This window comes from Actinoplanes sp. NPDC049316, from assembly GCF_040677315.1.
GTDB lineage: Bacteria > Actinomycetota > Actinomycetes > Mycobacteriales > Micromonosporaceae > Actinoplanes.
Genome location: NZ_JBFAQM010000002.1, coordinates 245543 through 268110, shown reverse-complemented (window position 1 = coordinate 268110; position 22568 = coordinate 245543). Strand labels below are relative to the sequence as shown.

18 protein-coding genes, 3 tRNA genes and 1 riboswitch are annotated in these 22568 nt (G+C 72.6%); of the genes, 10 read left to right on the top strand and 11 right to left on the bottom strand.

From position 1 onward, the window contains the following. Window positions 1-35 precede the first annotated feature (35 nt). Both AB0K03_RS03770 and AB0K03_RS03765 read left to right on the top strand, forming a co-directional pair. Entirely contained in the window at window positions 36-1031 is a 996-nt protein-coding gene (locus AB0K03_RS03770; protein ID WP_364680002.1) for an ABC transporter ATP-binding protein, read from the top strand. Beyond that, window positions 1028-1798, top strand: coding sequence for a hypothetical protein (locus AB0K03_RS03765; RefSeq protein WP_364680000.1), 771 nt, complete (start codon window positions 1028-1030; stop codon window positions 1796-1798). The genes AB0K03_RS03770 and AB0K03_RS03765 overlap by 4 nt, the downstream gene beginning before the upstream one ends. Here AB0K03_RS03765 and AB0K03_RS03760 read toward each other — a convergent pair. Then, window positions 1711-2052, bottom strand: coding sequence for a DUF488 domain-containing protein (locus AB0K03_RS03760; RefSeq protein ID WP_364679997.1), 342 nt, complete (start codon window positions 2050-2052; stop codon window positions 1711-1713). The two genes, AB0K03_RS03765 and AB0K03_RS03760, sit on opposite strands and share 88 nt — an antisense overlap. A 34-nt stretch (window positions 2053-2086) precedes the next feature. Beyond that, on the bottom strand, window positions 2087-3139 hold the full coding sequence (locus AB0K03_RS03755; RefSeq protein ID WP_364679994.1) for an IS630 family transposase: 1053 nt from the start codon (window positions 3137-3139) through the stop codon (window positions 2087-2089). 320 nt (window positions 3140-3459) lie between these two features. On the opposite strand from AB0K03_RS03755, the gene AB0K03_RS03750 reads away from it, so the two are divergent. After that, window positions 3460-3681: a hypothetical protein gene (locus AB0K03_RS03750; protein WP_364679992.1), complete on the top strand. Its 222-nt coding sequence runs from the start codon at window positions 3460-3462 to the stop codon at window positions 3679-3681. 264 nt (window positions 3682-3945) lie between these two features. On the opposite strand, the gene AB0K03_RS03745 is transcribed toward AB0K03_RS03750, so the two are convergent. The 3 genes from AB0K03_RS03745 to AB0K03_RS03735 all read right to left on the bottom strand — a co-directional run bounded on the left by AB0K03_RS03745 (window position 3946) and on the right by AB0K03_RS03735 (window position 4216). Further along, window positions 3946-4020: transfer RNA gene (locus AB0K03_RS03745), tRNA-Val, on the bottom strand. Between the two features lie 15 nt (window positions 4021-4035). Continuing rightward, window positions 4036-4106 (bottom strand) — tRNA-Cys (locus AB0K03_RS03740). Window positions 4107-4143: 37 nt separating this feature from the next. Further along, window positions 4144-4216, bottom strand: a tRNA-Gly gene (locus tag AB0K03_RS03735). 243 nt (window positions 4217-4459) lie between these two features. On the opposite strand from AB0K03_RS03735, the gene AB0K03_RS03730 reads away from it, so the two are divergent. Then, window positions 4460-5647, top strand: coding sequence for a GNAT family N-acetyltransferase (locus AB0K03_RS03730; RefSeq protein ID WP_364679990.1), 1188 nt, complete (start codon window positions 4460-4462; stop codon window positions 5645-5647). A 17-nt stretch (window positions 5648-5664) separates the two neighbouring features. On the opposite strand, the gene AB0K03_RS03725 is transcribed toward AB0K03_RS03730, so the two are convergent. From AB0K03_RS03725 to AB0K03_RS03715, 3 genes are read right to left on the bottom strand one after another with little or no spacing between them, the layout of a single operon-like run. After that, window positions 5665-6414, bottom strand: a complete 750-nt coding sequence (locus tag AB0K03_RS03725) for an FAD:protein FMN transferase (RefSeq protein ID WP_364679988.1) — start codon at window positions 6412-6414, stop codon at window positions 5665-5667. Window positions 6415-6423: 9 nt separating this feature from the next. Continuing rightward, window positions 6424-6966, bottom strand: coding sequence for an FMN-binding protein (locus tag AB0K03_RS03720; RefSeq protein ID WP_364679986.1), 543 nt, complete (start codon window positions 6964-6966; stop codon window positions 6424-6426). Window positions 6967-7005: 39 nt separating this feature from the next. Then, window positions 7006-8535 carry a ferric reductase-like transmembrane domain-containing protein gene (locus AB0K03_RS03715; protein ID WP_364679983.1) on the bottom strand — a complete coding sequence of 510 codons (1530 nt, stop codon included), beginning with the start codon at window positions 8533-8535 and terminating at the stop codon, window positions 7006-7008. 456 nt (window positions 8536-8991) lie between these two features. Here AB0K03_RS03715 and cbiE point away from each other — a divergent pair, with 456 nt between their 5' ends. From cbiE to AB0K03_RS03700, 3 genes are all read left to right on the top strand, one after another. Continuing rightward, complete coding sequence (cbiE, locus tag AB0K03_RS03710; protein ID WP_364679981.1) at window positions 8992-10206, top strand: precorrin-6y C5,15-methyltransferase (decarboxylating) subunit CbiE; 1215 nt, start codon at window positions 8992-8994, stop codon at window positions 10204-10206. Between the two features lie 128 nt (window positions 10207-10334). After that, window positions 10335-11078: a precorrin-4 C(11)-methyltransferase gene (gene cobM / locus AB0K03_RS03705; protein WP_364679978.1), complete on the top strand. Its 744-nt coding sequence runs from the start codon at window positions 10335-10337 to the stop codon at window positions 11076-11078. Further along, window positions 11066-11803, top strand: coding sequence for a cobalt-precorrin-6A reductase (locus tag AB0K03_RS03700; protein ID WP_364679975.1), 738 nt, complete (start codon window positions 11066-11068; stop codon window positions 11801-11803). The genes cobM and AB0K03_RS03700 overlap by 13 nt, the downstream gene beginning before the upstream one ends. A gap of 86 nt (window positions 11804-11889) precedes the next feature. Here the strand turns inward: AB0K03_RS03700 and AB0K03_RS03695 are convergent, their stop codons facing one another. From AB0K03_RS03695 to AB0K03_RS03685, 3 genes are read right to left on the bottom strand one after another with little or no spacing between them, the layout of a single operon-like run. Then, the gene (locus tag AB0K03_RS03695) at window positions 11890-13395 is read right to left on the bottom strand and encodes a precorrin-2 C(20)-methyltransferase (protein ID WP_364679972.1); all 1506 of its coding nucleotides are present in this window, start codon (window positions 13393-13395) and stop codon (window positions 11890-11892) included. A gap of 2 nt (window positions 13396-13397) precedes the next feature. Next, window positions 13398-14015 (bottom strand): precorrin-8X methylmutase, encoded by a 618-nt coding sequence (locus tag AB0K03_RS03690; RefSeq protein ID WP_364679970.1) that lies wholly within the window; start codon window positions 14013-14015, stop codon window positions 13398-13400. Window position 14016: 1 nt separating this feature from the next. Continuing rightward, complete coding sequence (locus AB0K03_RS03685; RefSeq protein ID WP_364679967.1) at window positions 14017-15276, bottom strand: precorrin-3B synthase; 1260 nt, start codon at window positions 15274-15276, stop codon at window positions 14017-14019. Window positions 15277-15476: 200 nt separating this feature from the next. Then, window positions 15477-15551, top strand: a riboswitch (cobalamin riboswitch). Window positions 15552-15600: 49 nt separating this feature from the next. On the opposite strand from AB0K03_RS03685, the gene cobN reads away from it, so the two are divergent. From cobN to AB0K03_RS03670, 3 genes are all read left to right on the top strand, one after another. Further along, window positions 15601-19146: a cobaltochelatase subunit CobN gene (cobN, locus tag AB0K03_RS03680; RefSeq protein WP_364679965.1), complete on the top strand. Its 3546-nt coding sequence runs from the start codon at window positions 15601-15603 to the stop codon at window positions 19144-19146. Window positions 19147-19216: 70 nt separating this feature from the next. After that, entirely contained in the window at window positions 19217-20008 is a 792-nt protein-coding gene (locus AB0K03_RS03675) for an ABC transporter ATP-binding protein (protein WP_364679962.1), read from the top strand. Between the two features lie 3 nt (window positions 20009-20011). Beyond that, the gene (locus AB0K03_RS03670) at window positions 20012-22501 is read left to right on the top strand and encodes an FtsX-like permease family protein (protein WP_364679960.1); all 2490 of its coding nucleotides are present in this window, start codon (window positions 20012-20014) and stop codon (window positions 22499-22501) included. Window positions 22502-22568 lie beyond the last annotated feature (67 nt).

Here is a 22568-nt window from a genome sequence, read left to right as displayed (position 1 = left end):
CGTGGGTGGCACGCCCGCTCCGTACGGTCGGGATCGTGCTTGACAACGACCTGTCTCCCGAGGTGGCCGCCGCGATCGCGCCGGCCCTGCTGCTCGTCGCGGGCTGCATCGTGGCCGGCCTGGTGGACATCTGGCGGGGACCGGCGCCACGGTACCTGCCGCGGGTCGGGTGGACCGCCGTCGCACTGGCCTCGTTCCCGTGGGGGCTGCTGGCGTACCTCTTCCTGGGGCGGGGGACCCGCAGCCTCAGCGAGGGGCCGTCGGCGCCCGGCACCGCCGGGGACACCAGCTTCGACGTCGTCGATCCGGTCCTGCGCACCGCCGGGCTGGTCCGCCGGTACCCGGACGGCACCGGGGTCCTCGGCGTCGACCTGGTGGTACCTCGCCGGGGCATCTACGGTCTCGTCGGCCCGAACGGGTCGGGCAAGACCACCCTGCTCGCCCTGATCGCCGGCGTGCGCCGGCCCGACACCGGCCGGGTCGAGCGGGCTTTCCCGGCGGCGAAGCTCGCGATCTGTCCGGACGTTCCGGAGTTCGAGCCGTGGCTGACCGCCCGGGAGGTCGTCGATCTGGCCCGTCGGCTGACCGCCCCGGACCGGCCGGTCGAGGCGACCGCCACGATCCTTGCCGAGGTCGGGCTTGCCGGCGTGACCGATCGCCGGGTCGGCGGCTTCTCCCGGGGCATGACCCAGCGGCTCGGGCTGGCCGTCGCACTGGTCGGCTATCCCGAGCTGATCATCATGGACGAGCCGACGGCGGCACTCGACCCGGCCGGCCGGGCGCAGCTCGTCACACTGCTCAAACGGCTGGCCGAGCGGACCGCAGTACTGATCTCCAGTCATGACCTGACCCAGATCCAGCAGGCCGCGTCGACTGTCGGCGTCGTGCACCGCGGCCGGCTGGTGTATCAGGGGCCGACTACCGGTCTGACCGCCTTCGACCCGCAGACCGGCCCGGGCGGTACCGGCGACCTCGAACGAGCGTTCCTGGCGCTGACCGGCGCCCTCACCGGAGAGTTGGTAGGCGCATGAACCCCACCAGTCTGCTGCGGCTCGAACTGGTCCGCTGGATCCGTACCCATCGGTTGATCGGCTTGTTCGGTTTGTTCTTGTTGCTGGGGTTGTGCCTACCGATCATGGCGGCCAATCTCGCCTGGCTGTTCGAACACTCCGCGGAGACCCGGGCCCTGGCAGCCACCCTGCCGAGCCCCACCCCGGCCGGCGGCATCGCGGCCTACGTCAACCAGGTCAGCCAGCTCGGCGTGGTCGTGTTGATCGTGGCCATCGCCGGCCCGCTCAGCCCGTACAGCAGCCGCGCCGCCGGCCTGTACCACTGGTCGCTGACCAGAGGAACCCGGTACGGCCGGCTGCCTGCCTCGGCGACGCTGCTGCTTCCCCGATTCGCGGTCGCCGCCGGCGCGACCGTGCTGGTGTACCTGCTCGGCCTGGCCGGAGCCTGGTACGAGACCACCGTCCTGATCGGTGCCCCGCCCCTGGGCGACCTGTTCGCGGGAGCCGGGCTGAGTTGCCTGTACCTGATCTGGGTCGGCGCAGTCGTCACACTGATCGGAGCGCGGGCCACTGGACAGATCGTCACCGCGAGCCTGTCCGTTCTGGTCACATTGGTGGCCGGGGTCGCGCAGCAGGTGCCGTTCATCGGTACGGCGGTGCCGGGCCGGTTGCTGACCGGGACCGCGGCCGAGGTCACCGACTACCTTCCCGCGGTGGGAGTGACGCTGGCCTCGACGGTCGCGCTGGTGGCCGTCGCTGTCGTCATCCTCGAGCGACGGGAGTTGTGAGCAGTAGCCGCGGCGTCGCAGCCGGCGGCGACCGTGAGGGTGTGCGTCACCTTGTGTTGCAGCCCGTGGACCCACCAGCCCGACGCGTCGTGCACGCCACCGGCGAACCCTGCCCGGTCGGCCTTCGGATTGCCAAGCTCGCGCCGGTGCTCATGAACGATGCCAGCCTCGGCCAGCGTCCGGCCCAGAGCGGTCTTAGTCAGGCTCGGCTTGCGGGAGATGGGATTGAGTCGCACGTCCACCAGCCGCGACACATCCAATCCGACGAGGTAGGCCTCTAGTGCCTCGTCATGCGGCCTTGAACGGGTAATCCGGGTGGCGGATCTTCGACTTGGTCGCGTATCCGGTCTTTGGCCGGGCGCGCTGGTTGTGCCAGCGGATGTAGTCACCGATCGCGGCGTCCTGCTCTTCGTGGGAGCGGTGGTCGGTGCCGTTGAGCGCGAAGTAGCGCAGGGCGGCGAACTCGGCCTCGATCCAGTTGAGCCAGGAGCTGTAGGTCGGCAGAAACACCAGATCGACATCGTTGGCTTGGCACCAGGCCCGGACGGTGGGGTGTTTGTGCGGGGAGAAGTTGTCCAGGATCAGATACAGGCGTTGGCCGGGCCGGCGGCGGCGTAGGGACTTGAGGAAGTCGAGGAATTCGCTGGAGCGTTTCCGGTTCCGGATCCGGTAGTGGATTTTCCCGGTGGACAGGTCGAGGCTGGCGATCATGTGCCGGACACCGTGGTCACGGTGGTAGGTGGCTCGCAGCCGGACCGGCCGGCTTTGTGGTTTCCAGGCTTTGCCGGGCCGGGGCTGCAGGTTCAACGGTCTGAACTCGTCGACGCAGACGACTCGGCCGCCGGCCGGTGGATGGTCGTAGAGGTCCAGGATCGCTCGCATCTTGGTGGTGAAGTCGGGGTCGTTGCTGACTTTCCAGGTCGTCGACGTCTGCCAGGTGACGCCGCGTTCGTGCAGGATCCGCCGGACGGTCTCGACACTGATCGTGGCGACCTGGCCGGTGTCGATCAGGTAGTCGCGCAGCTTGGACAGCGACCAGCCCGAGAACGGCCGGCCGAGGAAGCGGGGGTCACACCGGGCGATCACGCAGATCCAGTCGCGGATCTGCTCACTGATCTTGTGCGGTGTGCCCCCTGTCCATTTTGGGTCCAGGGCGTCGAACCCCCTGTCGTTGAACGCGTGGATCACGTCGCCGACGTAGTCCTCGGTGGCCTTGAGTAGATACGCGATGTCCGGCACCGGCTGGCCCTGACCGGACATCAGCACCACGATCGCCCGGCGCAGCCGCACCGGGTCCTTTGCCGTCCGGGTGATCTTCTGCAGCCGCTGGCCTTCGGCCATCGACAGAGCCCTGACGAACACTTCCGGGCGTCGGCCCACCCGGCATCACCTCTCACACCACAGCGAGAGGAACAGCCTGCCCGAAACAGCCTCAGAACCGACGGATAACACCGCCAACGTTCAAAGACGAGGCACTAGATTCTCGACGCACTGCGCGGCCGGAACGCTGTCGTGATGGCGTTCACCGGCTTGGCCCACGGGACCGCAGAAGTGATCAGATCGATCCGGTCGATGAGCCGGTCAAGCCGTAACGTTGTGTGATTAGCCGGCGTCGGTAGTCGCCGATAGATCTTCGACCTCGCGTCGCCTACGATGCGATCATGATCTCGCTCTGGATACTGCTGGTGATCGTGGTCATCCTGGTCGCGGCCTCGATGACGTACGTAATCCTGCGCGACCGGCACCGCATGCCATCCGGTGATGACGACGCGGCAAGCCGCACGGCGGCCTCCGCGGCACAGCGTTACGCCGCGGAACGACACGCCGTCCAAGCTCGTAATGTCGGCACCCACAACGGCCCCGGCGGCAACGGCGGCTATTAGGTACCGTCTCGTGGATCTGCGGTCCGGCTGGCGGGGCGCAGCCTACTCGACCGTGCGGCCCTCGTAGCCGACGCCGATCAGCCCGGACGGGGTGTCGACCTTCACGCCATCACCCGCAAGGGCGCCACGCCCCCGGACGGTCGGGGCGCCAGCGTCGGCCTCGCCGACCGACCGCAGATGATCTTGTGCTCCCACCGTAAGCGGCGCAACGCAAACGGCCCGTTACCGGTGGTCCGGTAGTGGGCCGTTGAGCTGCACAAACTGTGGTGGGCGATACTGGGATCGAACCAGTGACCTCTTCCGTGTCAAGGAAGCGCGCTCCCGCTGCGCCAATCGCCCTCGATCTTGATGCCGAGGTGGAGACGGGATTTGAACCCGTGTACACGGCTTTGCAGGCCGTTGCCTCGCCTCTCGGCCACTCCACCGAGCCGGCCCCGCACGTAACCTGTGGCGGCCTCTCCGAGCGGACGACGGGATTCGAACCCGCGACCCTCACCTTGGCAAGGTGATGCGCTACCAGCTGCGCTACGTCCGCTTGTCCCCCCGGGTTCCCCCGGCGACGGATGAAACATTAGCGGGTCCGCCCGTGCCTTGCCAAACCGGGGTCCCCCGGCGCGTCGCGTGTCGCCGTCGGCCCAGGTCAGAACGTTGCTCATGGGGAAGTCCGGCAAACCGGGCACCGGGGCGAAGGCGCAGGTCAGCGGCCTGGCGTCGGAGTTATCCACAGGCCGGCGGAACAACCGAGCGGGAACCGGGCCCTTCCGGGTTGGATGGGGCCATGGAGATCCGACAGATCACCGCCGACGAGCGCACCGGCACGATGTTCCCGCTGCAGACGTACGCGTTCATGCCCTCGCCCTGGACCGACGCCGAGCGGGAGACCTATGCCCGGCGGATGAAGTACTACCGCACCGCGACCAGTCTCATCGCCGAGGAGGACGGGCGGACGCTCGCCGGGGTCGCCGCGTTTCCGATGCGGCAGAACGTGCGCGGGGTCGTCCATGACATGGCCGGGGTCGCCTCGGTGTCGACGCATCCGTCGGCGCGGCGGCGGGGGTTCGTGCGGGAGCTCATGACGCGGCTGATCTGGCAGATGCGGGAGCAAGGGTGTGCCGTCAGCGCGCTCTATCCGTTCCGCCCCTCGTTCTACGGGCGGCTCGGCTACGTCGGCGTGCCACGCGTGCGCACCGCGACCTTCGCCCCCGAGGGCCTCTCCCACCTCCTCAGGACCGATCTGCCGGGCGACGTGGAGCGGGTGCACATCACGGAGGGGTTCGACGACTACAACGCGCTGACGCTGCGGCTGCTGGAAGAACGGCACGGCTTCTCGGTGTACGACGAGACGCGTACGGCCGAGTTCCGGGAGAGTCCTTCGCGCTGGGTGGCGATCGCCCGCGTCGACGGCGAGGTGGTGGGCGCCGTGACGTACCGGATCGACGAGTACGGCGGTGACCTGGTGGCCGGCGACCTGCTCACTACCGGGGCGATGGGCCGGGCGCTTTTGCTGCAGTTCTTCGCCCGGCACGTCGATCAGGTCGCCCGGGTCCGGCTCACCATCGGTACGGACGAGGTGCCGGAGCTGTGGGGCACCGATTTCGCCGTCGTCACCGAGGGCCGGGTCGAGCATCCGCGCATGGGCGGCCCGATGGTGCGGCTGCTGTCGATCGACGCGCTGAACGGCCTGCGCTCAGGGGCGGAGCTGGGCGTCACCGTGGAGGTGGTGGACGACGAGCTGCTCGCCGGGCGCTATCGGCTCACCGGCGAGGCCGGCTCCCTGGCCGTGGAGGAGACCAAGGACGAGCCGCAGGCGACGCTGAACTGCCACGGGATCTCGGCGCTCGCGTACGGGGTTCTGGACCCGGTCGAGGTCATGACGCGCGGGTTCGGCCGGGTGGAGGCGCCTGCCGTGGAGGCGTTGAGTGCGTTGTTCCCGAAGAAGATGCCGTACCTGTTCGCGGACTTCTGATGAGGAACGGCATCGGGTCAGACAGCGGCTGGGAGGCCGGCGGTGCTGAAGGCGCGGCCGTCGTCGGTCACCGCGGCGGATTCGTAGCCGTCCGGCACCAGCTTGGCGAGCCAGCCGATGCCCGGCTCGCCCATGGCGAGGGCGGCTGTCGCGTACGCGTCGGCGATGGCGAGGTCCGGTCCCACGACCGTGATCGAGCGCAGTCCCCGGGCCGGCTTGCCCGAGCGGGGGTTCATGACGTGGTCGCCGCGCTCGTACGTGCCCGACGTGGCCACGGCGCAGTCCGTCACCGACAGGACCCAGCTGAGCTTGTCGGCCTCCCACGGGTGCCGGATGCCGACCCGCCACGGCTTTCCGGAGGCGGCCAGCCCACGGACGCGGATGTCGCCGCCGGCGTTCACGCAGTGGCGCACCGAGCCCGCCTCGGCCAGGCGTGCGGAGGCGATCTCCACGGACCAGCCCTTGACGTAGCCGGAGGGGTCGAGCGGGCCGCCCGCGTACGCGTCGAAGTAGCCGTCCGTCTCGCGCCACAGGTCCGCGCACGCCTCCAGGACGTGCCGCATGTCCGGGGAGCAGTCCGCGAGCGTGATCTCCTGGCGGCGGAAGCGGCTGACCTCGCTGTCGTCGCGGTACGTGCTGAAGCGGCGGTCGACCTCGTGCAGCCACGCGCACACGTCGCCGATCATCGACTCGAGGGTGGCCGGCGGCAGCTCGTCGGCGAGGTCGATGCTGACGACCGTACCCATGACGTGCTCGGCGTGGTGCATAGGCGAAATCTACGCGTTCGCTTTGTCGATCGCGGCCTGCAGCGACTTCACGTACGACTCGCTGGTGAACGTGGCGCCCGAGACCGCGTTCACGTCGGCGCTCTGCGCCTTCAGCGTCTCCTGCTTGAGGGTCGCGACCGCCGGCGGGTTGATCTCCGCGCTCTCGCCGGTCGTCGGGTACGTGGCGTCCGCCGCCGAGATCTTGCCGCCCTGGACCTTGATCGAGACCTGGATCGTGCCGTACGGGTTCTTGACCGCCGCGCCCTTGTAGATCCCGTCCTTCAGCCCGCTCCCGCCGGCCTCGCCGGACGACGCGCCGGAGTCACCCGACGACGAGCCGGCGTCGTCGTCCTCGTCGCCGTCGTTCTTCGGCGGCTTCTTCGAGGACGGTTTCTTGGTCGGGTCCGTGGTGGCGTCCTGACCGGAGCCGGCCAGGTCGACGGCGGGCGGCGCGGCCGTGGGCACGGCCGGCGCGGACACGCTGAGGCGTACGCCCACGATCAGGGCGGCGCCGGTCAAGGTCCCAACGGCTGCTGCGGTGCTGCGTCGCATCAAAACTCCCGGGCTACGGATTCGGCTTCAGGACTCGGTTCAGAACTCGAAGGGGTCGAGGTGGATCTGGCTGTCGGGCACCTCGAGCTCCCGCAGCGTCTGCACCGCCGCGCCCACCAGGCCGGGCGGTCCGCACAGGTAGACGTCGCGCCGGTTGACGTCGGGCACCAGGCCGAGCAGCCCGTTCGCGGTGAACAGGCGGCGCGGGCCCGGGTCCGTGCGGGAACCGACGATGTAGCGCACCCAGGCGTCGCGGCGTTCCGCCAGGTCCTCCAGCTCCTCGCGGAACACCAGTTCGTCCGGGCGGCTGGCCCGGTAGATGACGATGGTGTCCGGCGGCATGTCCTCCAGCAGCGCACGGATGGGCGCGATGCCGCTGCCGCCGGCGATCAGCAGGGCGCGGCGACGCGTACGGCGCTGCGCGGTGAACGTGCCGAACGGGCCCTCCGCCCACACCGGCGTACCGGGCTCCATCTCGGCCAGCTTCGCCGTGTGGCCGCCGACCGCGGTGACGGTGAGCCGCAGCCACTCGGAGTTCGGCGCGGCGGACAGCGAGAACGGGTGGGACTGCCACCAGCCGTTGCGGGTGAAGAAACGCCAGCGCATGAACTGGCCGGCCTGCGCGGGCAGCTTGTCGAGGCGGCGGCCGTCGATGTAGATCGAGAACGTGTTCGTGCCCTCGGCGACCACCTCGGCAACCTCGAAGCGGTGCCGCAGGTTCAGCCACACCGGCTCGATCAGGCGGCCCCACACCACGGCGGCGATGACCAGGGCACCCAGCGCGGGCCAGAAGATGTCGGCGAACTTGCCGGACAGGTTGGCGCCCATCGCGATCTGGTGGCCGTAGCCGAGCAGCAGGACCAGGTAGCCGGTCAGGTGGATCAGGTGCCACAGCTCGTACGGCAGCTTGTTGCGCAACGCGCGGATCGAGATGAGGCTGATGAACACCAGCAGGCCGGTGGCGACCGTGGCGCTGATCATGTCCGGGAACGTGGTGATCATCGTCCAGCCCTGGTCGACGACGCCGGTCTCCGAGGTCAGCGCGTAGCCGTACACGATGAAGACGACGTGCGCGCCGACCAGCACGACCAGGGACGTGCCCAGCCAGCGGTGCCAGCGCAGCAGGTCGCGGGCGCCCACCCACTCCTCGAGGAACGAGACCCGGCTCATCATCAGCAGCTGGATGAACAGGACGTACCCGCCGGCCAGGCCGGTGATCCGGCCGATCGCCATCATCAGGGTCGGGGTGTCGTTGACCGTGCCGGCCTCGGTCTCGAACAGCCACAGCGCGACGCTCGTGGCCAGGCCGGCGAAGAACAGCAGGACCGTGAGCAGGCGGTTGCCCGAGGTGGCCTCCGCGGGCGGCCGGTCGTCGGTGGCGATCGCCGGCCCGGAACCCTGCCAGCCCGACGGGTCACCCGGCGCCTCGACCACGATGTCGCCGCGGGGCACGCCCTCGTTGAGGTCCGGCTGCTCCCAGAAGTCCCGCGCCGGACGCTGGTCCGCGAAGCCCGGCGCCGGACGCTGATCCGCGAACGTCTCGAACATCATCGGCCCTGGTCGCGCCATCGATTTCACCCGCCCGGCTGTCGTCTTCCGCGTCGGCCGCCACCCCCCAGCGGCGAACGTGACGACCCGGTCTCGGGAGGCCGTCGACGGGTACTACGCGCTTCGGCCCGGGAAGGCTCAACGCCGGGCGGAAAAACTCCTCCCCAGAGGGACGGCGGTCCCGCTCCGAGGCGTCTCGCGCGGCCGGGAGGACCTGCGACGAGGGTTGCGCGTCCGGGTGGACCCGCGACGAGGGTTGCGCGCCCGGGTGGACCCGCGACGAGGGTTGCGTGGCCAGATGCAGTCGCGTCGGGGCTTGCGCGGCCGGGTGGATCCGCGACGGGGTTGCGCGGCCGGGTGTCCGGGGCGGGCGCTTGCGCGGTGAGCCCGGCGAGCCTGGACGGTGCTTCCGTGACGGAGTTATCCCCGCTCGGTCCGGCCGGGAGGTCGCGGCGCGCCGGCGGCTACGGTCACGGCGTGACTCAGAATCCCGCCGGCCTCACCGTGGTCGGGACCGGCGCCGACGGCTGGGCCGGGCTCGCGGGTACGGCCGTCGCCGCGCTGACCGGCGCCGACGTGATCTTCGGCAGTGACCGCCAGTTGGCCCTGCTGCCCTCCGAGGCGGCTGGGGAGCGGATCGCGTGGCCTTCGCCGCTGCTGCCCGCCCTTCCCGGCCTCCTGGAGCGGCATCGCGGCCGCCGGATCGCCGTGCTGGCCAGCGGAGATCCGATGTTCCACGGCATCGGGGCCACCCTGGTGCGCCTGGTCGGCCGCGACGCCGTGCGCGTGATCCCGCACCCGTCGTCGGTGTCGCTGGCCGCGGCGCGGCTGGGCTGGGCGCTTACCGATGCCGACGTGCTCAGCCTCGTGAATGCCCCGGTGGAGAGGCTGCATCCGCTGGTCCACCCGGGCCGGCGGATTCTGGTGCTCAGCCGGGACGCGGACACTCCTTCCCAGATCGCCCAGCTGCTCAGGGACCGCGGGTACGCCGACAGCACAGTCACCGTGCTCGCCCAGCTCGGCGGTCCAGACGAGACGGTTCTCAGCGGTACGGCGGCGACGCTGGACACTTCCGGGGCCGACCCGTTGAACGTTGTGGCCGTCGAGTGCGGGCGTGGCGGTGCGGCTCGGCCCGTGGTGCCGGGGCTTCCGGATGACGCGTACGACAGTGATGGGCAGCTGACCAAGCGTGAGGTGCGGGCGGTGACCCTGGCGATGCTGGGGCCGCAGCCCGGCGAGATGCTGTGGGACGTCGGCGCGGGCTCCGGCAGCATCGCGATCGAGTGGATGCGCAGTCACCGGGCGTGCCGGGCGGTCGCGGTGGAGTCCTCGCCCGAGCGGGTGGGGCGTATCCGGACCAATGCGGCCGCTCTGGGCGTACCCGATCTGCGGGTTGTCGAAGGCCGCGCGCCCGGCGCCCTTGCCGGGTTGCCGGCGCCCGACGTGGTCTTCATCGGCGGCGGCGTGACGGGGGACGGGGTGCTGGAGGCGGCGTGGGAGGCGTTGCCCGCGGGCGGCCGGCTGGTGGCGAACGCGGTCACGCTGGAGTCCGAGGCCGTGATCGCCGCCTGGTACGGCAGGCTCGGCGGGGAGCTGACCCGGGTCGCCGTGAACCGTGCCTCGCCGGTCGGCGGCTTCACGGGATGGCGAGCGATGATGCCGGTGACGATCTGGTCGGTGGTCAAGCCATGATGCCGATGACGATCTGGTCGGTGGCCGAGCGATGATGCCGGCCGCGATCTGGCCGGTGGGCGAGCGATGACGGATGACGGTGGAGTGAGGACGACGGTGGCAGGGACCATGCTGGCGGTGGGTTCGCGGTGACGGTGCATTTCATCGGCGCCGGGCCGGGGGCCGCGGATCTCATCACCGTACGGGGACAGCGGCTGCTCGCCGCCTCGCCGGTCTGCCTGTACGCCGGCAGCCTCGTGCCGCGGGAGTTGCTGGATTCGTGCCCGCCCGGGGCACGCCTGGTCGACACCGCGAATCTCGACCTGGATGCGATCGTCGGCGAGATGGTGCGGGCCACGACCGCCGGGCACGACGTGGCGCGGCTGCACTCCGGCGATCCCTCGGTGTTCAGCGCCGTGGCCGAGCAGATGCGCCGGCTCGACCAGGCCGGAGTGCCGTACGACGTGACCCCGGGTGTGCCCGCCTTCGCGGCCGCGGCCGCCTCGCTGGGCCGTGAGCTGACCGTGCCGGAGGTCGCGCAGACGGTGATCCTGACCCGGACCGCCGAGCGCGCGACCGCGATGCCCCCGGGGGAGGACCTCGCGACGCTGGGGGCCAGCCGGTCGACGATGGTGCTGCACCTTGCCGTCCAGCGCATCGACGCCGTCGTCGCCGAGCTCGTGCCGAACTACGGCGCGGACTGCCCGGTCGCGGTGGTGGCGCGGGCCAGTCGCGAGGACGAGCTCATCCTGCGCGGCACGCTGGCCGACATCGCCGGGCAGGTGCGGGAGGCCGGGGTACGGCGGACCGCGGTGATCGTGGTCGGCGCGGCGCTCAGCGCGTCGCAGTTCCCGGACAGCCACCTGTACTCGACCGAGCGATGCCGCAGCTGAGAGCGCTCGTCCTCGGCGGCACCACCGAGGGGCGTGCCCTGGCCGGCCGGGTGCCGGTGATCAGCTCGCTCGCCGGCCGTACGTCGAACCCGCTGCTGCCCCCGGGTGAGGTGCGTACGGGTGGCTTCGGCGGGGTCGACGGCCTCGAGCGGTACCTGCGCGAGGAACGCATCGACGCGGTCGTCGACGCCACGCATCCGTTCGCCGCGACCATGACCGCACACGCCGCAGCCGCGACGACGCGGGCCGGGATCCCGCTGCTGATCCTGCGCCGGCCGGGCTGGACGGAGCAGCCGGCTGACCGATGGCATCGCGTCGCCGACCTGGAGGCGGCCGCCGCGTTGCTGCCCGCGCTGGGCAAGCGCGTCTTCCTCACCACGGGACGGCAGAGCATCGCCGCGTTCGCTGCGCTGGACGGGCTGCGGTTCGTGTCCCGGTCGGTGGAGCCGCCGGTCCCGCCGATGCCGCCGCACCTGGAGGTGGTGCTGGAGCGCGGGCCGTTCGACCTCGCCGCCGAGCGGGAGCTGCTGCTGCGGCACCGCATCGACGTGATGGTCACCAAGAACAGCGGCGGGTCGGCGGCCAAGGTGGACGCCGCCAGGGAGCTGCGGATACCGGTGGTGATGGTCGACCGGCCACCGCTGCCGGCGGGTGTGCCGGTCGCGGCGACGGTCGACGCGGCCGTGGAGTGGCTGACCGCGCTCGGAGCGACCGGACGTCGCTGACCGTCCCCAGGCGAACGCGACCTGCTGGCCGCCGCGGCGGCCAGCAGGTGCAGCGGCTGCGACACCGCCGGCCCCGCGCGCCGGAGTCAGCCGGGGTAGTGGCGTGGGGTGAAGACCTGGGTCGAGCCGTCGCCGCGCGTCACCGTGCGGGTCTGGCTCGACCCGATGATGAGCAGGCACCGCATGTCGATCGTCGCCGGGTCCAGGTCGCCCAGCGTGGTGATCCGTACGGACTCCTGCGGGCCGCCGACGTCGCGGCCCACCACCACCGGCGTCTGCGGGTCGCGGTGCTGCAGCAGCAGGTCCCGGGCGCGGACCAGCTGTTCCTTGCGGCTCTGCGAGGCCGGGTTGTAGAGCGCGATCACCATGTCCGCGCCCGCCGCCGCGGCGAGCCGGGACGCGATCACGTCCCACGGCTTCAGCCGGTCGGAGAGCGACATGATGCAGAAGTCGTGGCCCAGCGGCGCTCCCGCGCGGCTCGCCACGGCTTGCGCCGCGGTGAGGCCCGGGACGATGCGTACCGGGACGTCTTTCCACTGCGGATCCTCGCTGACCTCCAGGACCGCCGCGGCCATGGCGAACACCCCGGGGTCGCCGGAGGACACGACCGCCACCCGGCGACCGCGTTTGGCCAGGTCCAGGGCGAAAGCCGCGCGTTCGGCCTCGACGCGGTTGTCCGAGGCGTGCCGCTGCTGGCGCGGGTTGGCCGGGACACGGTTCACGTACGGGCCGTAGCCCACGATGTCGTCCGCCTCGGCCAGCGCCGCCTGCGCCTCCGGGGTGAGCCATTCGCGGCCGGCCGGTCCCAGGCCGATGACGGTCACCGTGCCGGCTCCGGCGGCCGTGCGGCTCGAGCCGGGGGCCGCGAACGCTGCGGCGGCCGGGCTGGGAAGCAGGGCCAGCGAGAAGTACGGGACCGTCGCCGGGTCGACGTCGGCCAGGCGGGCGTGGCGTTCGCGGTCGGTCGTGGCGCGTTCGACGTACCAGGCGTCGTCGAGGCGCCCCGCGGCCTCCAGGGCCTGGCGGACCCCCTCGAAGGTGCGGCCCAGCTTCATGATCGCGGCCGAGTCGGTGGCGGCCAGGCGGGCGGCCAGGTCGTCCGGGGCGAGGGTGCCGGGGAGCACTGTCAGCACCTCGTCGCGTTCCATGAGGGGGCGGCCGAGCACCGCCGAAGCAGCGCTGACCGAGGTGACGCCGGGCACGACCGTGGCCTCGTACCGGTGGGCGAGCCGCTTGTGCATGTGCATGTAGGAGCCGTAGAAGAGCGGGTCGCCCTCGGCCAGCACCACGACGTCGCGGCCGGCGTCGAGGTGGGCGGCGAGCCGTTCGGCGGAGTCGGCGTAGAAGTCGTCGATGGCGCCCTGATAGCCGCCCGGGTGGTCGGTGCCCTCGGTGGTCACCGGGTAGATCAGCGGCTCCTCGATCTGCCCCTCGCGCAGGTAAGCCGCCGCGATCGCCCGCGCGTTGGAGCGCCCGTGGCGCGCCGCGTGGTACGCGACCACGTCGGCCTCCGCGATGAGCCGGGCCGCTTTGACGGTGACCAGGTCCGGGTCGCCGGGGCCCAGCCCGACGCCGTACAGCCGACCCGCCACGTTCACTCCTCCTCCGAGGCGAGCGCGTTGACCGCGGCCGCCGTGATCGCGCTGCCGCCGCGGCGCCCGCGGACGATCAGATGCTCCAGACCGGACGCCGCCAAAGCGTCCTTGGACTCGGCGGCGCCGATGAACCCGACCGGGATGCCCAGCACCGCCGCGGGCCGGGGCGCCCCCGCCTCGACCATCTCCAGCAGGTGGAACAGCGCGGTCGGCGCGTTGCCGATGGCCACCACCGCGCCACCGAGGCGGTCGCCCCACAGGTCCAGGGCCGCCGCGCTGCGGGTGTTGCCGATCGTCGCCGCGAGCTGCGGCACTGCCGGGTCGCGCAGCGTACAGACGACCTCGTTGTCCGCGGGCAGCCGCTTGCGGGTGACGCCCGACGCGACCATCTCGGCGTCGCAGAGGATGGGCGCCCCGCCGAGCAGGGCCTTGCGCGCAGCGGTGACCACGCCGGGGCTCCAGCCGATGTCGTCGACCAGGTCGACCATGCCGCAGGCGTGGATCATGCGGACGGCGACGCGGGCCACGTCGGACGGCAGCCGGGACAGGTCGGCCTCGGCGCGGATCGTGGCGAACGACCGCCGGTAGATCTCCGCGCCGTCGCGCACGTACTCCATGTCAGCCCTTCCTCACGGCCGCGACCAGCGCCGCCAGCTCGTCTTCCGGTGGCGGCGACCCCGACGGCCGAGACGACCCGTGTGACCAGGACGCCGCGACCGTCGCCACCCCGTCCGGTCCGGTCACGAGATAGCCGGACCCGGTGGCCTCCACCCGCACGTGCGGCCCCGCAGGGCTGCCACAGCCGCGGGCGCACCCCACCCAGTGGACTGGGAGCCCGCCGGCAGCGGACGCGACGGCGGCAGGCGCGTCGGCCCGCACGGCGGCGGATGCTTCGGAGCGCACGTCGGCCAGCGCCTTGGCGCATCCGGGCCGGCCGGCGCAGGTGGTGACGCCGATCCAGGGCGACCCGGCGGCGACCTCCAGCCCGGCCGCGGCGAGCCGGTGCACCCACGGCCCGGTCTCACCGGGCGCGAGGTCGCGCACGACGATGCCACGCCACGGCGTGACGACCAGCACCGAGGCCGTCGAAAGGGCGGTGAGCTGGGCAGGGGTGAGCCGGCCGAGCGGAACCAGGGCCGCCGCGGCGGTCTCGCCGATCACCCCGATCGGCTCGCGCGGTGCGGGCCGCGTCAGCTGCGGGGAAGGGGCGTCGAGCGGCATTCCCAGCGCCTGGGCCACCCGCGCCGGGCCGTCGGGCAACTCCCGCAGGCGCCACGGCCGGCGTTGCCCGGCGGCGACGGTCTCCTCCGCCAGCCGGAGGAAGGCGTGCGCCGCCGCGAGCAGCACCGGGACGATCTGGCCGGGGTCGATGCGCAGCCCCACGTCGCGCCCGGCGAGGAGCACGGCCACCCGGTCACCGAGCGGGAGAGCGGCCACATCCGCGGAATACACCACGTCGCCGGCCCCGCTGTCGATCGCGAACAGGAAGCGTCCGGGCAGGGCGGCGAGGGCGGCGTCCGCGCACAGTGCCCGGTCGAGGCCGGCGATCGGGGAGGGGTCGCCGATCAGCGGGGACGCGGCGATGTTGCGTACGAGCTCATGGGTCTGCGACGGCAGCAGCCCGGCGGCCGCGAGACGGGCGGCGAGCTGCACCGCCGGGGCGCCGGTCAGCGCGCGCAGCTGGAGGTTGGCACGGCTGGTCAGCTCGACGTGCCCGTCGCCCCACTCCGCGGCGATGTCCCGCAGCACCCCGAGCTGGGCGCCCGTCATCCGGCCGCCGGGGATGCGGACGCGCGCGAGCGGCCCGTCGGCGGCGTCGTGCAGCCGCAGGGCGCCGGGGCAGGCATCGGCCGGGGTTGAACGATGGGGGGAGAGCACGGCCCGGATACTACGGATCGGCCCCGACACTTTCCTCCGGCCGGTCGCCATCGTCACACCCCGCCCTCACGCCGACGGGATCGGGTCACGCGGAACGCGGCGCGCCCAACCCGGCGCGCCGAGCGACCTCGCCGATCTCGTCACGTTGACGCGGCCCCGCGCGGTCGGCAGAGTGGGAGGCCACGTGCGGCGACGCCGCGGAGGAAGCCGGTGCGAATCCGGCGCGGTCCCGCCACTGTCACCGATGCCCCATCGGGCTCGGGAGCCAGGAACTCCGGTCGCCGTGATGCACCTAGCCGGGGCGCGGACCCCGAGGGGAGAGCCGTGTTCCTGCTGCTGTCGACGTCCGACACCGACCTGCTCAGCGCCCGGGCCAGTGGCCGTGGGTGGCGCCTGGGCAACCCGGCCCGCACCGCCGTCGAGGAGCTGCCCGCGCTGACCGCGGGGGCCGAGCTGATCGTCGTGCGCATCCTGGGTGGCCGCCGGGCCTGGGAGGAGGGGCTCGACGCGCTGCTGGCCGGGCCGGTGCCGGTGGTGGTGCTCGGCGGCGAGCAGGCGCCCGACGCCGACCTCATGAAGCTGTCGACCGTGCCGGCCGGTGTCGCCGCGGAGGCGCACGGCTACCTGGCGTACGGGGGGCCGGACAATCTCGCGGCGCTGCACGACTTTCTCTCCGACACGATCCTGCTGACGGGCAACGGCTTCGCGGCGCCGGTGGCCGCCCCCGACTGGGGTGTGCTCGAGCGGGAGGCGCAGCCCGTCGACGGGCCCACGGTGGCGGTCCTCTACTACCGGGCGCACCACATGGCCGGCAACACCGCCTTCGTGGACGCGCTGTGCCGCGCGATCGAGGCCGAGGGCGGTCGCCCGCTGCCGATCTTCACTGCTTCTCTGCGTACGGCGTCAGCGGAGCTCCTGGCCGAGTTGCGCAAGGCGGACGCCCTGGTCGTGACCGTGCTCGCCGCCGGCGGCACGAAGCCCGCGACCGTGAGCGCCGGAGGTGACGACGAGGCGTGGGACGTCGGGGTGCTCGCCGACCTCGACGTGCCGATCCTGCAGGGGTTGTGCCTGACCAGCAGCCGCGACGCCTGGGAGGCCGGCGACGACGGACTGTCCCCGCTGGACGCCGCCACCCAGGTCGCGATCCCCGAGTTCGACGGCCGGATCATCACCGTGCCGTTCAGCTTCAAGGAGCTCGACCGCGACGGGCTGTCGGTGTACGTACCCGATCCCGAGCGCGCCGCCCGGGTCGCCGGCATCGCCGTGGCCCACGCGCGGCTGCGGCACATCCCGCCCGCCGAGCACCGGATCGTGGTGATGCTCTCGGCGTACCCGACCAAGCACTCGCGGATCGGCAACGCGGTCGGGCTGGACACGCCCGCCTCGACCGTGCGCCTGCTGGCCGCGCTCGCCGAGCGCGGGTACCGGACCGGGTCGTTCCCCGGGGTGGCCGAGCAGGACGGCGACGCGCTGATCCACGCGCTCATCGCCGCCGGCGGGCAGGATCCGGACTGGCTGACCGAGGAGCAGCTGGAGAGCAACACCGTCCGGATCAGCGGCGAGCGGTACGCGGCCTGGTTCGCGACGCTCCCTGAGGACCTGCGCGAGGCGATGGAGCAGCACTGGGGCCCGCCGCCCGGTGAGCTGTACGTGGACGACGGCGACATCGTGCTGGCCGCGCTGCGCGACGAGAACACCGTGGTCATGGTGCAGCCGCCCCGCGGTTTCGGCGCCAACCCGGTGGCTATCTACCACGACCCCGACCTGCCGCCGAGCCACCACTATCTGGCGGCGTACCGGTGGCTGGCCGACGAGTTCGGCGCGCACGCGGTCGTGCACGTCGGCAAGCACGGCAACCTCGAGTGGCTGCCGGGCAAGAACGTCGGCATGTCGGCCTCCGACGGCACCGACGCGGCGCTGGGCAACCTGCCGCTGATCTACCCGTTCCTGGTCAACGACCCGGGGGAGGGGACCCAGGCCAAGCGCCGGGCGCACGCGACGCTGGTCGACCACCTGATCCCGCCGATGGCGCGCGCCGAGTCGTACGGCGACATCGCCCGGCTGGAGCAGCTCCTCGACGAGCACGCGAACATCGCCGCGCTGGACCCGGCGAAGCTGCCGGCCATCCGTTCGCAGATCTGGACGCTGATCCAGGCCGCCAAGATGGACCACGACCTCGGCCTGGCCAACCGCCCCGGCGACGAGGAGTTCGACGAGTTCCTGCTGCACGTCGACGGCTGGCTGTGCGAGGTCAAGGACGTGCAGATCCGCGACGGCCTGCACGTGCTGGGCGCCGCGCCGACCGGTGAGCCGCGCGTCAACCTGGTGCTGGCCATGCTGCGCGCCAAGCAGATGTGGGCGGGCCAGGTCGCGGCGCTGCCGGGCCTGCGCGAGGCGCTCGGCCTGCGCGAGGACGCCTCGACCGCCGAGACCGACGCGGTGGAGGCGAAGGCCCGGACGCTGGTCGCGGCGATGGAGGAGGCCGGCTGGCCCGCGGACGTCCCGGACATCACCGACGATCCCCAGGTGCGAGAGATCCTGGCGTTCGCGGCCCGCGAGGTCGTGCCCCGGCTGGCGCGCACGACCGACGAGCTGACCAACGTGCTGCACGCGCTGGACGGCGGCTACGTGCCGGCCGGCCCGAGCGGCTCCCCGCTGCGCGGCCTGATCAACGTGCTGCCGACCGGCCGCAACTTCTACTCCGTCGACCCGAAGGCCATCCCGAGCGCGCTCGCCTGGGAGACCGGCCAGGCGATGGCGGAGTCGCTGCTCAAGCGCTACCGCGAGGACCACGGCGACTGGCCCAAGTCGGTCGGACTCTCCGCGTGGGGCACGAGCGCCATGCGGACCGCGGGCGACGACATCGCCGAGATCCTCGCGCTGATCGGCGTACGCCCGGTCTGGGACCCCGCCTCCCGCCGGGTCACCGGCATCGAGCCGATCGGGCTGGACGAGCTGGGCCGGCCGCGCATCGACGTGACCGTGCGCATCTCCGGCTTCTTCCGGGACGCGTTCCCGCACGTGGTGGCGCTGCTCGACGACGCGTTCGGGCTGGTCGCCGGGCTGGACGAGACCCCGGCGCAGAACTTCGTGCGGGCCCATGCGACGGCTGACACGGCGGCGGGCAAGAGCTGGCGGCAGGCCACCACCCGGATCTTCGGGTCCCGGCCGGGCGCGTACGGCGCCGGCATCCTCCCGCTGATCGACAGCCGCAACTGGCGCGGCGACGCCGACCTGGCCGAGGTGTACGCGGTCTGGGGCGGCTTCGCGTACGGCCGCGGCCTCGACGGCGTCCCGGCGCGCGGGGACATGGAGAACGCGTACCGGCGCATCGAGGTGGCGGCGAAGAACATCGACACCCGCGAGCACGACATCGCCGACTCCGACGACTACTTCCAGTACCACGGCGGCATGATCGCCACCGTACGGGCGCTGACCGGGCGGGCGCCGGCCGCGTACATCGGTGACTCGACGAACCCGGACGCGACCCGGACCCGCAGCCTCACCGAGGAGACCGCCCGGGTCTTCCGGGCCCGCGTGGTCAACCCGCGCTGGATCGCCGCGATGCGCCGGCACGGCTACAAGGGCGCCTTCGAGCTGGCCGCGACGGTCGACTACCTGTTCGGCTACGACGCCACCGCCGGCGTGGTGGCCGACTGGATGTACGAGCAGCTCGCCGCGTCGTACGTGCTGGACCCGGAGAACAAGAAGTTCATGACGCAGTCGAACCCGTGGGCCCTGCACGGCATCACGGAGCGCCTGCTCGAGGCGGCCGACCGCAAGCTGTGGGAGGCCCCCGACCCGGACACCCTCGCGGCGCTGCAGCAGGTCTTCCTCGAGACGGAAGGCGACCTGGAGGGCGAGGAGTAGGGCCTGCACTACCAAGGCTCGGCAGCTGGCGGCATTCAGCGGGACGGCTGATCTCCATAGCGTTCAAGGCATGTGGAGAGCAGCGAAAACACCAGCGCAGGACGTGACGCCGACCCCGGGTGCGGTGGCGGTCCGCACCGAGCAACTGACCCGGGTCTACCGCACCGGCGGGCAGGGCGTCACCGCTCTCGCCGGCGTGGACGCCACCTTCGCCCGGGGCACCTTCACCGCCGTGATGGGCCCCTCGGGTTCCGGCAAGAGCACGCTGCTGCAGACCGCGGCGGGGCTGGACCGGCCCACGTCCGGGCGGGTCTGGATCGGCGCCACCGAGCTCTCCCGGCTGTCCGAGACCGCGCTGACGAAGCTGCGGCGTACCCACGTCGGGTTCGTCTTCCAGGCGTTCAACCTCATCGGCGCGCTGACCGTCGAGGAGAACATCCTGCTGCCGCTGCGGCTGGCCGACGTACGGGCCGACCGGCGGTGGCTCGCCGAGGTGGTGGAGCGCGTCGGCCTCGGTGACCGGCTGCGGCACCGGCCGAGCGCCCTGTCCGGCGGCCAGCAGCAGCGCGTGGCGATCGCCCGGGCGCTGGCCACCCGGCCGGAGGTCATCTTCTGCGACGAGCCCACCGGCGCCCTGGACACCCAGACCGCCGCCGAGGTGCTCGCGCTGCTGCGGGCGGTGGTGGACGAGCAGGGCCAGACGGTCATCATGGTCACCCACGACCCGGTGGCCGCCTCGTACGCGGACCGCGTCATGGTGCTGGCCGACGGCCGGATCGTGCGTGACATGCCGCAGCCGGGCGCGAACCGCATCGCCGAGGAGCTCGCGTCGCTGGGCCGTACCGTGCAGGGGGTGCGGTGAACCATGATCAAGCTCGCCGCTCAGATGCTGCGCCGCCGGATCGGCAGTGCCCTCGCCACGCTGGTCGCCCTGACCGTGGGGGTCGTGATCCTCACCGCGCTGGGCGCCATGGTCGAGTCCGGCCTGCGATATCGACCGGCCGCCCAGCAGTACGCCGCCGCCGACGTCGTCGTGGCCCACCGCGACCTCTCCTTCACCACCAAGGAGCTCGGTGACGTCAACCGGGTCACCGTCGCGCTGCCGGAGGGCGGCACGGTGCCGGCCGCCCTGGCCGACGAGCTCCGCAGCGTGCCGGGGGTGGCGACGGTGGTCGCCGACGTCCGGGTTCCCGTCGTCGGGTCCGGACCCGCCACCGGCCACGGGTGGAGTTCCGCCGTGCTGACCCCGTACGAAATCATCAAGGGTGACCCGCCCGCTCAGGCCGGGGACGTGGTGCTCGACGCCCGCCTGGCGGGCGACGCCGGGCCCGGCGATCGCACCACCCTGCTCGTCGGGGGCTCGGCCCGGGAGTTCCGGGTCAGCGGCATCGCGACCGGGGCCGGGCCGGAGAGCGTGTTCTTCACCGACGCGCAGGCGGCCAAGCTCGCTGCCAATTCGGGCAAGGTCGACGCGATCGGCGTCGTGGCGGAGCCCGGGGCCGACAAAAAGGCGGTCGCCGCCGCGGTCGGCAAGGTGGCCGGCGGGACCGGCGCCAAGGCGTACGCGGGCAGCGACCTGGGCGCCGCCGAGAGTGACGAGGGCTCGGCGCGGACCCTGCTCATCACGATCGGCGCGTCGCTCGGTGGGTACGTGGTGATGCTGGTCGGCTTCGTGGTGGCCGGGACGATCGGCCTCTCGGTGCGGCACCGCCGCCGCGACCTGGCCCTGCTGCGCGCGGTCGCCGCGACTCCGGGGCAGGTCCGCCGGATGGTCGTGGCGGAGGCCATGCTGCTCGGCCTGGCGGGCGCCGCGATCGGCGTCCCGGGTGGCTACCTGGCGACCGAGTGGGTCCACGGCCAGTTCGCCGGCCGGGGCTTCCTGCCGGCCGGCTTCCCGATGAGCATCGGCGTCCTCTCCGCACCGGCCGCCGTGCTGACCATCGTGCTGGTCGCGATGCTGTCGGCCCTCGCCGCCGCGCGCCGGGTGACCAGGATCCGTCCGACCGAGGCGCTCGGCGAGGCCGCGGTCGAGCCGGCCGAGAGCGGCAAGGTGCGGCTGGTCTTCGGCGTGCTGACGCTGGCCGGCGCGGGTACGGCCGGCTCCCTCACCGTCGGCGCCGGCGGCCAGACCGCGCTCGCCGGCGCGATCGGCATGCTGTACCTCTTCGTCACCGCGGTCGCCCTGCTGGCGCCGTGGATCAACCGGACCAGCGCGCAGCTGCTCACCCCGCTGCTGCGCGGCGTGTGGGGCACCAGCGGCTACCTGGCCACGAAGAACCTGAAGGCCAGCGCGCAGGGCATGACCACCGTGCTGACCGCGCTGGTGCTGTCGGTCGGCTTCGGCGGCTCGGTGTGGTTCCTGCAGGACAACCTGCAGCGGCAGACCGTCGAGCAGGTCCGCGAGGGCACGCTGGCCCAGCACGCGCTCGTCTCCCCGGCCGGGCTGCCCGGCAGCGCGGTCGCCGACGCCCGCGCCGTCCCCGGGGTGCAGGCCGCGACCGGCGTCCGGCGCACGTCCGTGATCCTGAAGGTGCTGGGCGACGCCGAGGCGGTCCCGGCCCAGGCGGTCGACGTCGGCGGCGCCGCCACGCTCGACCTGCGCGTCACCTCGGGCAGCATGGCCGACCTGGGCGCCGACGGTGTCGCGGTGTCGCAACTGCAGGCCGGTAGCTCCGGCTGGAAGGTGGGCGACCGGGCCCGGTTCTGGCTGGGCGACGGCACCCCGGTGGAGCTGCGCGTCGCGGCGATCTACCAGCGCGGGCTCGGCTTCGGCGACGTGACCCTGCCCCGGGAGGTGGTCGCCGGGCACACCGCGAGGAACCTCGACGACCAGGTCCTGATCCGGACGGCGCCCGGCGCGGACGCCGACCGGGCGCTGGCGGCCCTGGCGGCGCGGTACCCGGGCAGCGCGCTCGTGGCGTCCGCCGACCTGAACCAGCAGCTCGCTCAGGATCTCGCGGTCAGCGCGTGGCTGAACAAGCTGCTCATCGGCGTGATGGTCGGGTACGCGGCGCTCGCGGCCGCCAACACCATGGTGATGGCGGCGCTGGCCCGGCGCCGCGAGCTGTCCCTGCTGCGCCTGGTCGGGGTGACGAAGCGGCAGGTCAAACGGATGGTCCACGCCGAGCAGACCGGCCTGCTGGGGGTCGCGCTGGTGATCGGCGGCGGCATCGCGGCCACCACGCTGGTCGCGGTGGTCAACGCCCTGACCGGCGACCCGGTGCCGTACGTGCCCGCGCTGGGCTGGGTGGCCGTGATCGGCGGGACGGCGCTGCTGGCGCTGGTCACCACGGTGCTGCCGATCGGCCGCCTGCTGCGGGTGCCGGCGGTCGAGAGCATCGGGACCAAGGAGTAGCCGCGGGCCCAGGCGGTGCCGGCTCATCCGGGCCGGCGCCGCCTGCGCTGCGGAAACGGGTGCGGCA